The following is a 14,129-nucleotide window of genomic DNA, read 5'->3' as shown; positions in this document are numbered from 1 at the left end:
GGGTCGTCCGTGCCGACGGCGGCGGGCGGGTGTCCGGTGGGCGGGCGGCGGTGCGGGCGCTGGCGTACTCGCCGGGCGTCTACCACGTGACCAACTGGCTGCCGGTGCTCCAGCAGCTGAACCTGCTGTGGCTGCTGTGGGACCGGCCCCGCCGGCAGTGCCTGCACGACAAGCTGGCCGGCACGGTCGTCGTCGACGAGCGGCGGCTCGCCGCCTGGCCGCCAGGCGGCTGGACCGCGCCAGGCGGCTGGACCGCGCCGGGTGGCGGAACCGCCCCGGGCGGGTTCCGGTGAGGTCAGGGTCGGCGGCGGCGGTGGCCGCGCAGCAGGGTGCGCAGCGCCTTGCGGGCCGGGGGCGCGGAGAGCGCCGACAGGTCGCCGGAGTGCCACCAGAAGACCTCGGCGCTGCACGGATCGTCGGCGCCGGCGTGCAGCCCGGCGACGGTGTCGGTGAACGCCGGGAGCAGGTCGAGCACCGCGCGCGAGCCGATCGGGTACAGCAGCATCGTGTCGTAGCTCGGCACCCCCACCAGCGCGCCGAACGGGTGCGGGTCGGGCAGCAGCCGCCCGAGTTCGGTGAGCAGGGCGGAGACGTACGGGCTCCCCGGTTTGCGGAAGAGCATCGCGGAGTCGCGCGACGACAGCGGCCACGTCTCCGGCGCGATGTCGGAGAGCTCTCGCTCGTGGGTGCGCGGGACGACGTACCCGAGGTCGCCGAGTTGCAGCAGATCGGCGCGGTTCCTGGTCAGCGGCGCACCGTATTTCGGATGGTCCACCACCACGAGAGCGTCGAAATAGCGGCCGGCCGGAACGCACACCAGTCCATTGCGCTCGTCGGACGGCAGCGCGGGGACGAGTTTCACCCGCAGCAGTTCGCGCACGTCGCCGAGGAGTTCGATCTCGGCGACGGCCAGCGCGGCGCGGTCCGCGATCTCCCGCAGCCACTCGTCGACCAGTCCCGGCCACCGGTGCCGCGGCGCGGCGGCGCAGCGTTCCAGAACGTCCCAGGTGGACGCGGCCAGCTCCGTCCAACCGAAAGGCACCACCACCCGGGCCAGCCGGCGCTCGAATGAGGCGTCCGGGACGGCCACGGGCACCATGTCCTCGATGATCGCGTGCACGTCTCCCGCGATGTCGAGCGCGTCGGAACTCAGGGTCCGCTCCGATCCGTCCTATTCACTGCTGTCCGTGCGAATTGGGAGGCCGCCGTCAGGGGCACCCTCTATAGAATACGGGTGCGAACCCCGGCGAGCAGTTTCCAAAACCTGGGCCATCCCTTTTGAGGAGAAGGCTGGTGACGACCCGAATAGTGCATCGGCCGGCCAGGACGGTGTATCCACCCCCCGCACACGACCCGCACCAGGTCGAGGCGCCCCCCACGCTGCCGGACGGCAACGCCCAGGGAAACCAGCTGATGTCCCTGCTCCCCATGTTCGGGATGGCGGCGTCGCTGACCATCATGATGGTGATGCGCAATCCGGCGTTCATGGTGCTGGGCGCGATCATCCTCGTCGTGGCGCTGCTCGGCGGGGTCGGGATGATGTTCTCCCGCCGCGGCCAGGCCGCCCGGCAGCGGCGCAACCAGCGGGAGCTGTACCTCCAGTACCTGGAGGAGCTGCGGGAGGAGCTGGGCGCCTGGGAGCGCGACGCCCGGTCGAACGCCCGGCTGCTGGATCCGCCGCCCGAGGCGCTGTACGACATCGTGCGCGACCCCACCCGCCTGTGGGAGCGCCGGCGCCGCGACCCCGACTTCCTGCGGGTGCGCGTCGGGACCGGGCTCATGCCGGGGCGTCCGCTCCAGCTCGCGGAGAAGGGCACCGCGCTCACCCCCACCGACCCGTTCATGCTCTCCGAGGCGCACGCCGCGATCCGGCGGTTCGAGACGGTGCCGGAGATGCCGCTGACCGTTCCCCTCGACATGGTCGGCAACGTCAGCGTGGTCGGCGAGCGGGCGGACGTACTGCGCCTGGTGCGGGCGCTGCTCGCCCAGCTGAGCGCGTTCCACGCACCGGAGGACGCCGCGCTCGCCGTGATGTACCCGGGCGGCCGCGCCGCCGACTGGGACTGGGTGAAGTGGCTGCCGCAGGTGCTCGACCCGCAGCGCCGCGACGGCGGCGTGCCGGCCCGGCTCCTCGCGCCGACCCCGGCGAAGCTGGGAGTGCTGCTCGCCGACGAGCTGCGGTCCCGCACCGACTTCGCCGCCGAGGTCCGGCGCGGCATGGGCAAGCGCGAGGCGTACCGCATGATGCGCCGCCTTGTCGTCGTCCACGACACGCACGGCGACGTCGCCAGCGAGCTGGTCCGACCGGACGAGGCGGTCGGACCGGCCGACCTCGGCGTCACGGTGATCCACCTGGTCGCCGACCAGGTCCAGGAGCCCGGGGACGTCAGCCTGCGGGTCACCGTCGCGGGCGACCAGGTGCGGGTCCAGGACCTGCGCTCCGCCGGCGCTCCCGCGTTGACCGGCACGGTGGACGACGTCTCCGCGGCCGCGGTCTCGGGCCTGGCCGCGATGCTGGCCCCGCTGCGGCTGTCCCGCGAGTCCGTGGAGGAGACCGCCGCGGAGGGCGGCAGCGTCGACTTCCCGACCATGATGGGCGTGCCCGACCCGGGCGACATGGACGTCGCGCGGCTGTGGGCGCCCCGCAGCGAACGCGCCTTCCTCCGGGTGCCCATCGGCGCTGACGACCTGGGGCAGCCGGTCATCCTCGACCTGAAGGAGGCCGCCCAGCTCGGCATGGGACCGCACGGGCTGTGCGTCGGCGCCACCGGCTCCGGCAAGAGCGAGATGCTGCGGACGCTGGTGATCGCGCTGGCCGCCACGCATCCACCCGACCGCGTCAGCATGGTGCTGGTGGACTACAAGGGCGGCGCCACGTTCGCGCCCTTCGAGGGGCTGCCGCACGTCGCCGGCGTCATCACCAACCTGGAGGACGACGCCGCGCTGATCGAGCGCGTCTACGCCAGCCTCTCCGGCGAGGTCCAGCGCCGCCAGCAGGTGCTGCGCGACGCCGGCAACATCGCCAACATCGGTGACTACACCTTCCGGCGCACGCAGGACGCGAGCCTGCCGCCGCTGCCGCACCTCCTGGTGATCATCGACGAGTTCGGCGAACTGCTGACCGCGCGCCCGGACTTCATCGAGCTGTTCCTGTCCATCGGCCGCATCGGGCGCAGCATCGGCGTGCACCTGCTGCTGTCCAGCCAGCGGATCGAGGGCGGCAAGCTGCGCGGTCTGGACACCTACCTGTCCTACCGGCTGGGGCTGCGCACCTTCTCCGAGGAGGAGAGCCGCACGGTGCTGGACAGCCCCGACGCCTTCCACCTGCCGGCCCTCCCCGGCTTCGGGTACCTCAAGGTCGACATCAGCGTCTACCAGCGCTTCAAGGCCGGATACGTGTCCGGCGCCTACCGCGGGCCCGTCTCCGCAGAGGAGGACGAGCGCCAGGAGCGCGCACCGGTCCGCGGCTACCCGGCCTACAACACGGCCGGCTCGCCGGACCGGTCCTCCGCCCCCGAGGACGACCCCGGGCTGCCCGAGCGCACGGTGGGGCCGACGCTGCTCGACGTGATGGTCGGCCAGCTGGCACGCCACGGCGAGCGGACCCGCGAGATCTGGCTGCCGCCGCTGCCGTCCGCGACCACGCTCGACCTGGTCACCGCCCCGGTCCAGCTCACCGGCGAGGCCATGCGGCTACCGGTCGGGGACCTCCGCCAGCTCCAGGTGCCGATCGGGCTGCTGGACGACGCCGCGAAGCAGTGGCAGGGGCTGTGGAGCCTCGACCTGTCCGCCTCCGGCGGCCACCTCGCGGTCATCGGCGGGCCGCAGACCGGCAAGACCACCCTGCTGCGCACCCTGGTGCTGTCGATCGCCCTCACCCACACGCCGAGCCAGGTGGCCGTCTACGCGCTTGACCTCGTCGGCGGCGGCCTGCAGGCGCTGTCCGACCTCCCGCACGTCGGGGGCGTGGCGGGCCGCACCGACGGCGAGCGGGTCCGCCGCACCGTGGAGGAGGTGCGGGACATGCTCGACCACCGCCAGCAGGTGTTCCGCGACCGCGGCATCGACTCGGTCCAGCAGCTGCGCCGGATGCACGCCCGGGGAGAGGTCCCCGAGCTGCCGTGCGCCGACGTCGTGCTGTGCGTCGATGGCTTCGGCGCCATCCGCAAGGACTTCGAGCAGGTCGACGACATGGTGTCCGACCTGCTGCAGCGGGGCGGCGGGTACGGCGTCCACGTGGTGGCCGCGATGCTGCGCTGGAACGACGTGCGCATGGCCATGCAGTCCAACTTCGGGCAGAAGGTGGAGCTGCGGCTCAACGACCCGGCGGACTCCTCGGTGGACCGCAAGCTCGCCGAGACCATCAGCGCCGACGTGCCCGGCCGCGCGCTGACCGACCGCAAGCTCTTCGGCCAGGTGGCGCTGCCCCGCGTGGACGCGCTCCCGGAGGACGACAACCTCGCCGAGGTCGTCGAGAAGACCGCCCGGGCCGTGAGCAGCGTGTGGCGCGGCCCGGTGGCCCCGCCGGTCCGGGTGCTGCCCTACCGGCTGCCCGCCCGCTCCCTCCCGGGGCCGGACCGGGAGGCCAGGCTGGTCCCCATCGGGGTGGACGAGCGCGCGCTCGACCCCGTCCTCCTGGACCTGTTCGACCGCGACCAGAACCTGCTCGTGCTGGGCGACGGCGAGTGCGGCAAGACGAACCTGCTGCGCCTGGTCGCCGAGGGGCTGATCAGCCGGTACTCGCCGCAGGAGGTGGTGTTCGCCGTCATGGATCCGCGCCGCACGCTGCGCGGCATGGTCCCGGAGCCCTACCTCGGGGGGTACGCCAGCGCCGCCCGGGTCTGCGCGGGACTGGCCGCCGGGGTGGCCAAGGAACTGGCCGACCGGATGCCCGACGAGGCCGATCCCGAGAAGGCCGAGCCGGGCGCCCCGGGCGGCCCGCGCATCGTCGTGCTCGTGGACGACTACGACGTCCTCACCAGCGCGGGGCAGAAGCCGCTGACGCCGTTCGTCCCGTTCGTGCCCAACGGCCCGGACATCGGGCTGCACTTCGTGGTGGCCCGCCGGGTAGCAGGGGCGGCCCGGGGGCTCTACGACCCGCTCGTGCAGGCCATGCGCGAGATCGGCACCGGTGCCGTGCTCATGTCCGGAGACCGGAGCGAGGGGCAGCTGTTCCCGCGGGTGTACGCCAACGCGCAACCCCCGGGCAGGGGGCGGTGGATCCGGCGCGGCGAGTCCCCCCGCCTCATCCAGACCGCGCTGGTGGACGAGACGAAGGAGGACGGGTGACCTACGACGTTGTCGCGCTGGTCGAGCGGCCCCCGGACGTGCGGGGGCTGGTGGACGCGATGGTGCGCGCCGGTGCCGAGCTGAAGGTCCGCGGCGGCGGCGACGGCGCGGTGATCCAGCTCTGCGACCCCCGCGGTCGGACCCTGCTGAGCATCGAGGCGGCGCAGCGCGTCGAGGTCGCGAGCGAGGTGGAGCGGCTGCTCGGCGCCGAGACGGCCGCCCGCACGCCCGACCCGTGCTGGTGGGTGGAGGCGCGGGCCGCGGGCTCGGACCCGGCGGCGGTGGCACTCGCGCACCGGTTCGCCGATGGCCTGGTCGACCGCCTGGGCGGAACGGTGTGGTCGGCCCGCCCCCGCCTCCGCGGCGGCGCGGCGGAGAGGCGGCCGGCGTGACGACGATGGCGGACCATCCGGCGATCGACGTCGCCACCGCGAAGACGGCGGTGGCCGTCCAGGACCGGCCGGTGATCCCGCTGACGGCGTGGCTGGCGGACGCCGTGGTGGCGTGCGCGCGCGGCGGGCGCGGGCTGCAGGTGCTGTCCCCGGCGGAGTCGCGCCTCACGCTGCCGCTGCGGACCATGCTGAACAGCACCCGGGCGCGCTGGGTGGTCGAGGAGCCCGGCGGGAACGGGCACTACGACGGCTTCTCCGGTGCGCCGCTGGTGTGGGACGAGGCGGCCGGGTACGTCATCGCCACCGGCGACGACGCCGGCCTCTCGGCCACCTTCTTGGACGCGCCGTCGGCGCCGGGCAGCCAGCTCCTCGTTGACCTGCGGATCCAGCACCCGGCCGCCGAGGACCTCGTCCTCGGCGGCGCGGTCGAGACACTGGCGACGGCGCTCACCGGCGCCGGTCCGGCCGGCTGGGGGACGAGCGAGCCGGCGCTGTCGCCGTGGGACCCGGCCGCGGCCACGGCGCTGTGCCGACGCCGGGCCCCGCAGGCGACGTGGCTGGTGTTCCCCGGGCCGGGCGGCGGGACGCGGAACTTCGTCGCCACCCAGCGGGTGTCGCGGGTGACGTCCGGGGTGAAGGAGTCGATCACCGCGGCGGTCGGGTACCGCGAGGGCGAGGAGCCGCCGGTCGACCTGCTCCAGGAGCTCGCGCGCGAGTTCGCCGAGCGGCGCACCCTGCTCACGATGACCGTCCAGCGCCTTCCGGGCCGCTCGGACCTCACTTACGAACCGCGCTGGCTCGGTGCCCCGACGCCGGTGGGCATGGCGGTCGGCAACCGGGGGGTCGCCGAGATCGGACTACCGAGCGCCCTCACCGCACCGGTCGAGGGGCGCGTCCTGGGGCCGGCCGGTGCCCCGTCGGTGTGGTACCCGCTGGGCGACGGCACCGAGCCGGACGCCTGGGCCCGGTTCAGCGCCCTGATGACACACCTGCGGCCGGAGGGCGCCCGCGCGGGGTGACGCCGGGTCCGCGCCCGCCGGCGCGCTCGGTCCGCCGGGTGGGCCTCCGGAGGCTCTGAGGGCGCCCGCGTCGCGTCCCGCGCCGGCGTCGCGCGGCGGTGGGGTGGCCACGCGCGCGGATCATCCCGGCACGGGTGGGACGGGGAAGGGATCGGCGAGCCGCCAGGTCGGCCGGACCGCCGCATCGTGCCCTGCGGCGCCGCCGGGCGGGGCGGAACGCGCGAGCCGCCATCGCCGCCGTGCCGTTCCGGACCGACGCCCGTGCCGCCGGGGCCGCCCGTCCCGGACGTCTGGGGCACCGCCGGACCGCCCGCACCGGGCCACGCGCTGCTCGGCAAGGACGGTGAGGTGCGCGTGTTCCCGTGCCGGCGCCGGGACGCCCCCGGAACCGAGGCGGGGATCGAAGGCCTCCCTTCCGCACCGGCTCCGCCACGAGGCGCGGCCCGGCCGCGATCCAGGCGTTCCTCGGCCGCGTGTCCATCGCTCGCTGTCCGCGGGCCGTCGTCGCGGAGGACGGCCGAGGGGGGAGCGCGTTCGAGGAGTGCGGCACGCCGCCCGCGGGCCTGCTGTCCGATGTTGGGTCCCCCCGTGCAGGCCACGGTCCCTCATGCCGTCCGGCCGGTCGTGGTAGCCGGGCCGCTGGGCGAGCGCTCCGGCCCGTTGCCGGTCTGTCCGCCGCGGTCCTGACGGCGAGGTCCGCCCCAGCGCAGCGGTGCGGCCGCGGTCAGCGGCACCAAGCTGTCGGCCATCGGGGACGGGGACGGTCGTCGTCGCTGGTGAGGGCTCCGGTGAGTTCGCCCGCAGCCGGATGGGGGGCGATGGGTCCATGGCGATGAACACGCCCGGCACCCGCGGGGCGGGTTCGGTGGGGATGGGCATGGCGGGGGGCTCGCAGTGGACGTGGAGCACGCCGATGTCCTGGCGGAGCGGAGCGGGTGTCGGCCAGGAGGTGGCCGGCCGCCTGATAGCCGGTGACGGGCCAGCCCTCGTGGCCATCGGGCCCGTGCGACCAGGGCCCCGCAGATGCTGTCCGCGGGCGGGTCTGAGTCATCGGCAAGGGCGTGCCCCGGGGCGAAGGAGCCGGACGGGCGGGAAGCGGGGGTACGGCCGACCCGAGGCGGTTTTCCCCATCGGTTTCCAGGCCATTATCCGGATATTTCAGCAAGATTCATTCTGGCGACGTGCGCGCTATTCGAAAGTGCGCTCGGGTGTGATCATCCGATGACTGGCGCCGCCAATGCGGGCGAATTCCGGAGTGCGGCGCTCCGAGCATAGTGGTGTTTCCCCGGCCCGCGAACACGGTGTCCGCCAAGCAGCCGATGCCGGGAGATGCCGCGCGCGGCCGACCGGTACCGGCAGGGCGCCGCGGCACCGGAGCCGGCGGGCCGTGGGCCTGCGGTGGGGCCGCCGCATGTGCCGCGCCGGTCGCCGCGCACCGCCGATACGCTCGTGACGGCCGTCTGGTTCATGCCGAATGCGGTGCTGTTGCTCACATATCGCGACTGTTGCGTTCTGTTTTGTCACTGATACTGTCACTTGTCACGGCGGCAGGGCGTGGCGGTCCGTGCACGCGCCGTGACGGGTGGTCGGCGGTGCGCCGGCCGTGGCGCGCCGGGCGCGCGTCGGCGGCGTGGCGCCCTCGGGCGCCGGGGGCACGGGCCTTTTTCCCTTTCCTGCCGCTGTGAATGATTGTTCGTATTTCCGGTGGAATATGGTCTGCGGGGGATTCCGTGCTGTTTTCGACAGTGCGTGAATTGGTGTCGCGCGTGCTGTTGTTGGAGGATCCTGGTCGCGCGTCACCTTCTTTCACAGCCCGCGCAGCGCCGGGAGTCCGCTGTCCGGGATTCCGTACGCACGAGGAAAACAGCGATGAAGTTCACCGAACTCTCCGAGTACCATTTCCGCCCCGGTCTGGTCACTGAGTGGCGGGCTGTGCCGGGCACCGACCCGGGCGCGTTATCGGACGACCCCCGCCCGCCGTCCTACCTCCAGGAGGCGCACCTGCGGCGTGTCGTCGTGGACCGCGAGGTGCACATCCGCGCACCGACATGGCTGGCGACCGTCTTCGACCTGCCCGGGCCCGTGGACCCGGTGGCGCTGAACGCCGCCTTCCGCCGGTGGATCGGCCGGCACGAGACGCTGCGCAGCGCCTTCCGGCACTCTGCCGGTGAGCTGCGGCTCCGCACGCTCGCGCCGGAGGACGTCGCTGTCCGGTCGAACGTGGTCGGCGACATGGCGGAGGGCGCGGAGATCGCCCGGTACCTGGACGACCTCTTCGACCGCGCGACCGATCCGCTGCACTGGCCGTCCTACGCGTTCGCGACGGTATCGCGGGCGGACTCCACGACCGTCTGCCTGGCCTTCGACCACGTCAACGTCGACGGGTACTCCATCCTGCTCGTCGCGCACGAGATCCACGAGCTCTACGCCGCCGAGGTCTCCGGCACCCCGGCGGCGCTCGGGGAGGTGGGCAGCTACGTCGACTTCGGCAGCGCGGAGCGGACGCAGGCGGCCGCGCTCGGCGGCGACCATCCGGTCATCCGCCGCTGGAGGGAGTTCCTGGGGCCGGCCGGCGACGGGCTTCCGCGGTTCCCCGCGGAGGTCCGCTCGGTGCCCGGCGAGCCGGCGCGGCAGAGCGGCCGGTGCGAGTGGCTGCTCGCGCCCGGTGAGGCGGACGCGGTCGAGGCGGCCTGCCGGGCCGGCCGGGGCACCCTCTTCACCGGTGTCCTGGCCGCCGCGGCGCTCGCGGGCGCCGAACTGAGCGGAGCGCCGGTCTTCCGGACGGTGGTCCCCTTCCACACCCGCTCCAAGACGTGGTGGTCCGCGTCGCTGGGCTGGTACATCGGCCTGGCGCCGCTGGAGCTCACCCTGCCGGAGCATGGCGGGTTCCACGACCTCGTGCGGGCCGCCGGCCGGGCAGCCCGGGAGGTCCGCCCGATGGCCAAGGTGCCCTTCGCCCGCGTCTGCGAGCTCCTCGGGGCGCCGCTGCGGCCGCGGTTCGTGCTCTCCTACATGGACCTGCGCGCGACACCGGGATCGCAGCGGTGGCCGGAGTGGAACGCCCGCGCCTGCTACGCGCGGGTCGCGTCCCGCGACGAGGTCTACGTGTGGATCAACCGGACGCACGAGGGGGTCTACGCCACCTGCCGGTATCCGAGCTCCGGCCACGCCGCCGAGCACGTCCCCCGCTACGTCGACGCCATCCGCCGGATCCTCGGTGAAGTCGCCGTCTCCGGTGACCTCGCGATCGAGGCGCCGGTGCCCGTCGCGGTGTAGGGCGGCCGCGCCGGACCGGCCGGCGGGTTCCCCGCACATCCGTCGCCCGGTCCCGAGCCGCCTCGCCGTTTGCGAGTCAGCGAGCAGCAAGGAAGAGGAGACACAGCCATGCTGATGAACAGCATCGACGACTACCTGCCGCGCCCCGGCCGCGTCGTCGAATGGGGGATGAGCCGCGCGGCGCTCGACGCCGGCGCGGCCGCCCCCGAACACCCGACCCCGCCGTCGTTCGTGCAGGAGAACCACCTCCGGCGCTACATCGCCAACGAGGAGGCGGGGGCCGAGCACTCCCCGTGGATGGCCGTCGTGTTCGAACTGCCCGGCGCACTGGACACCGAGGCGATGGCGGCCGCGCTGCGCGCGTGGATCACCCGGCACGACACCCTGCTCACCTGGTTCCGCCGGGCCGAGGACGGCGGGCTGCGCCGCCACCTCGTGCCGGCCGAGGCGGTGGACGTGCGCACCTCCGTGGTCGGTGACCTGTCCTCGGGCGCCGAGATCCGGGAGCACCTGCGCAGGCGCCTCGAAACCGCGACCAGCCCGCTCGGCTGGCCTGCCTTCATCATGGGCGCGGTGGTCCGCGACGGCTCCTCCACCTTCTACCTCGGGGTGGACCACGTCCACACCGACGGCTACTCGCTGCTGCGGGTCTACGACGAGATCCGCCGGCTGTACGAGGCGGAGGTGACCGGCATCCCGGCGAGCCTGCCCGAGCCGGGCAGCCACATCGAGTACAGCGCGGTGGAACGCTCCCGTGCCGCCGCGCTGACCCGGGAGTCGCCCGAGGTGGGGCGGTGGCTCGACTTCTGGCGCTCCGGCGGCGGGGCCCCGCCGGTCTTCCCGCTCGACCTCGGCGTGGCGCCGGGGGAGGAGTACCCGAAGGTGCCGCTGGAGGTCCAGCTGTTCGACGCGGTGGAGGCGGACGCGTTCGCGGACATCTGCAAGGCGGCCGGCGGCGGTTTCGCAGCCGGAGTGTTCGCCGCGCTCGCCATCGCCGCCCAGGAGCTCGGCGGCCACGACGTGTACCGCGCGCTCACCGTGCTGCAGACCCGCGACCAGCGCCGCTGGCGTGCGACGCAGGGCTGGTTCATCACCCTGGCGCCGGTGCACTTCCCGGTGGCCGGGCACGGCGGTTTCCGGGACCTCGTCGGGACGGCCCAGACGGCGTTCTCGGCGTCGCGGGAGCTCGTCGGCGCCCCCGTGGTGCGGATCCTCGAACTCCTGGGCGCGACGGAGGGGCTGCAGGCCGGTCCGCGGGCGGTACCGCCGATGGTGTCCTACATCGACACCCGCCGGCTCGCCGGCTCCCAGGAGCGGGAGAAAGCCAGCTTCCAGGCGCTCGCCGGGCCCGGGTCGGGGGCCGACGTCCCCATCTGGGTCAACCGGATGTGGCAGCAGACCTACCTGAAGACCACCTATCCCGACACCCCGGTGGCCCGTGGCAGCGTCCCGCGCTACCTGGAGCGCGTGCGGCGGATCGTCACGGCGGTCGTGCGCACGGGGGACCACCGCATCGGCGGGGACACGGCGGCACCGGCCGCCGAGGCGCCGCAGGTCTGGGCGCCGACCCCCTGATGCGCGTCACCACGATCGGACGCTACACCCCCGAACCCGGCACGCTGGTCGAGTGGCGGGCGGCGCCGGCCGCGGTCGCGGCGGTGGCGAAGCTGCCCCGGCACCCGGCGCCCCCGTCGTTCAACCAGCGCTTCCACCTGGAGACCGCCGTGCGCGGTGCCGCCGGCCGCGACGCGGGCACCTGGCTGGCGTTCGCCTTCGACCTGCCCGGGCGCGCGGACATCGACGTCCTGGAGGCGGTGCTCGTCCACTGGATCCGGCGGCACGAGACGCTGCGCAGCGGGTTCTCCGTACCGGAGGGCGGCGGGCCGGACGACGTCGAGCGGCGCGTGCTCCCGCCGGAGCGGGTGGCGCTGGTCCGCTCCGAGGCCGGCCGCTTCGACTCCGCGCGGCACCTCGCCGCGCACCTGCGCCGCCGCTTCGACGAGGAGTGCCGGCCGCTCTCCTGGCCGTCCTACCTCCCCGGGGCGATCGTCCGCCCGGACCGCACGACGCTGTTCTGCGGCTTCGACCACTGCGACGTCGACGGCTACTCGCTGGCCCTCGCCGTGCACGAACTGGGTGAGATCCATCAGGCGCTCAGCCGGGGGCGCCCGGTCGAGCTGCCCGAGACGGGGAGCTTCGTCGAGTACTGCGCCGAGGAGCGGTCACCGGTTCCCGCGCCCGCCCGCGACGACCCCGCGATGCGGCCGTGGCGGGAGCTGGCGCGCGCCTGCGGCGGAGCGCCGCCCGCCTTCCCGCTCGACCTGGGGGTGCCGCCCGGCCAGGTGCGGCCGCAGCTGTCGGAGTGCCGCCGGCTCCTGGACGCACCGGCCACCGCGGATCTCGAAGAGGCGTGCCGCGCCGCCGGGGGCAGCCTGTTCACCGGCCTCCTGGCCGCCGCGGGGCTGGCCGCGCGCCGGCTCGGCGCCGCCGCCGACGGCTTCCGGCTGCTGACGCCGCTGCACACCCGCACCGATCCGCGCTGGCGCGCCGCCGTGGGCTGGTTCACGCGGGTCGCGCCCATCGCCTTCGACGTGGACGTCGAGGAGCGCTTCCCCGAGACCCTCGCCGCCGCGCACCAGGCGTTCCGGGCCGCCCTGGCCACGGTGGCGGTGCCGTTCCCCGCGGTCCTCGCCGCGCTGGAGGGCGGCCTCACCCGGACCCGGGACGACGTGTTCATGCTCTCCTACATCGACTACCGGCGGTTCCCCGGCGCCGACCGGTACCCGGACTGCGACCCGTGGCACATCAGCAACGAGACGGTCGCCGACGACGCGCAGTTCTGGGTGTCGCGGACCCGGGACGGCCTGTTCCTGCGCGCCCGCTGCCCGGACACGCCGCTGGCCCGGGCCAACCTGTCGGCCTACCTGGCCGAGTGGTGCGGCGTCCTCGCCTCGGCCCGGCCGGCGTAGCCGCCACGGGGAGCGGCACGCGGCTCCGTCGCGGCGCCCGCCCGAGTGCGGTGCGGCCACCGGTGCCGGCCGCGCGTCGGTGGGCGCCGCCGAGGCCCGCGCCGTCCGGACACCGGCCGAGGCCCGTGCGGATTCCGCCGCCGGAAGAACGGGACGCGTTCGGCGGCGCGCCTTCTCGACCGGCGAGGGGAGCCGGTCTCACTCCCCTGGCCGGGCGTCCGTGCCCGGGGAAGGGCCGGTTCCGGGGAGGGCTGGTGCCGAGGAGCCCCGCGCGGCGCTCACGGACTACCGGCTGTCCGCCGTGGCAGCGGCGCCCGGCCCGCCGGTGCCGAGGACGGAGGTCAGCGGAGGGAGCCAGCGGTCGGCGATGCGGCGGTCGCCCTCGGAGTTGGGGTGCACTCCGTCGTAGGTGTGGACGGCGGTGTCGAACCCCGTCCACTGGTCCACCACGACGACGGGGGAGCGCTCAGTGCTCTGGGCGGCCGCCCACGCGGGGATCGCGGCGTTGAGGTCGGCGACGCCGCGCCCGCAGGCGGCGCAGCTGCGCGCCGGGTCCATGGGGATGATCTGGGCGACGAGGACGCGGATGCCGGGGTCATGGGCGCGCATCTGCGCGACCAGGGTGCTGTAGGCGTCCAGGATGGTGGCGGTGGGGATCTGGCTCCAGACGTCGTTGGTGCCGAAGTGCATGAGGACGACGTCGGGGTCGCTCGCCGAGAGCCAGCCGACCAGGTGCCCCTGAGCGGCGACGTCGGTGACGCGGGCGCCGCCGTGCCCCTCGTTGTCGCCGTCGTGGGGGATCCCGCAGCCCTGCGGCGGCAGGGTGCCGACGAAGTCGACCTCGGTTCGGCCGCTGCGCTGCAGCGCGTCCCACAGCAGGGCGCGCCAGCAGCCGGGCGAGCCGGTGATGGAGTCGCCCAGCGGCATGACGCGGGTGGCGGCCCGGGGCCCGGCCGGATCATCGGCCGCCGCGGCGGAGGCGGCCGGGACCGCGGTGGACACGGCCGCGGTGAGGGCGAGCGCGCCGAGCAGCGCGGCCGACACGCGCGCGCGTCGACGGGGGAGGGCGGCGGGTGAGCGGGACATCGGGGCTCCTTCCGGTCGCCTCTCCGCAGGGGGAGAGGTGGGTTGGGAGCGCTCCCGGTGCGCCGATGCTAGCCGTGCGCCACCGACGTGTAAAGAGC

8 protein-coding genes and 1 pseudogene are annotated in these 14,129 nt (G+C 74.6%); 7 read left to right on the top strand and 2 right to left on the bottom strand.

Translation table 11 applies throughout. The annotated features are described in order from the left end of the window. Nucleotides 1-293: pseudogene (locus DEF28_RS14275) on the top strand (RDD family protein); the annotation flags it as partial. 2 nt (nucleotides 294-295) lie between these two features. Here DEF28_RS14275 and DEF28_RS14270 read toward each other — a convergent pair. After that, complete coding sequence (locus tag DEF28_RS14270) at nucleotides 296-1,120, bottom strand: hypothetical protein (protein ID WP_114398669.1); 825 nt, start codon at nucleotides 1,118-1,120, stop codon at nucleotides 296-298. Nucleotides 1,121-1,293: 173 nt separating this feature from the next. Here DEF28_RS14270 and eccCa point away from each other — a divergent pair, with 173 nt between their 5' ends. The 6 genes from eccCa to DEF28_RS14240 all read left to right on the top strand — a co-directional run bounded on the left by eccCa (nucleotide 1,294) and on the right by DEF28_RS14240 (nucleotide 12,945). Continuing rightward, complete coding sequence (gene eccCa, locus DEF28_RS14265) at nucleotides 1,294-5,289, top strand: type VII secretion protein EccCa (protein ID WP_114398668.1); 3,996 nt, start codon at nucleotides 1,294-1,296, stop codon at nucleotides 5,287-5,289. Then, nucleotides 5,286-5,681 carry a hypothetical protein gene (locus tag DEF28_RS28430; RefSeq protein WP_233515300.1) on the top strand — a complete coding sequence of 132 codons (396 nt, stop codon included), beginning with the start codon at nucleotides 5,286-5,288 and terminating at the stop codon, nucleotides 5,679-5,681. The genes eccCa and DEF28_RS28430 overlap by 4 nt, the downstream gene beginning before the upstream one ends. A gap of 5 nt (nucleotides 5,682-5,686) precedes the next feature. Then, complete coding sequence (locus DEF28_RS14260; RefSeq protein ID WP_233515301.1) at nucleotides 5,687-6,700, top strand: DUF6177 family protein; 1,014 nt, start codon at nucleotides 5,687-5,689, stop codon at nucleotides 6,698-6,700. A 1,869-nt stretch (nucleotides 6,701-8,569) separates the two neighbouring features. Beyond that, on the top strand, nucleotides 8,570-9,976 hold the full coding sequence (locus DEF28_RS14250) for a condensation domain-containing protein (protein ID WP_114398667.1): 1,407 nt from the start codon (nucleotides 8,570-8,572) through the stop codon (nucleotides 9,974-9,976). A gap of 108 nt (nucleotides 9,977-10,084) precedes the next feature. Then, complete coding sequence (locus tag DEF28_RS14245) at nucleotides 10,085-11,551, top strand: condensation domain-containing protein (RefSeq protein ID WP_114398666.1); 1,467 nt, start codon at nucleotides 10,085-10,087, stop codon at nucleotides 11,549-11,551. Then, complete coding sequence (locus DEF28_RS14240; protein ID WP_114398665.1) at nucleotides 11,551-12,945, top strand: condensation domain-containing protein; 1,395 nt, start codon at nucleotides 11,551-11,553, stop codon at nucleotides 12,943-12,945. Before DEF28_RS14245 ends, DEF28_RS14240 begins: the two co-directional genes overlap by 1 nt. A gap of 285 nt (nucleotides 12,946-13,230) precedes the next feature. Here DEF28_RS14240 and DEF28_RS14235 read toward each other — a convergent pair whose 3' ends face one another. Continuing rightward, nucleotides 13,231-14,031 carry an SGNH/GDSL hydrolase family protein gene (locus DEF28_RS14235; RefSeq protein ID WP_114398671.1) on the bottom strand — a complete coding sequence of 267 codons (801 nt, stop codon included), beginning with the start codon at nucleotides 14,029-14,031 and terminating at the stop codon, nucleotides 13,231-13,233. Between the last annotated feature and the right edge of the window lie 98 nt (nucleotides 14,032-14,129).

It is taken from the genome of Marinitenerispora sediminis, from assembly GCF_003336425.1.
In the GTDB taxonomy this organism is placed as follows: Bacteria; Actinomycetota; Actinomycetes; order Streptosporangiales; family Streptosporangiaceae; genus Marinitenerispora; species Marinitenerispora sediminis.
This window is presented reverse-complemented; position numbering and strand designations above follow the sequence as displayed.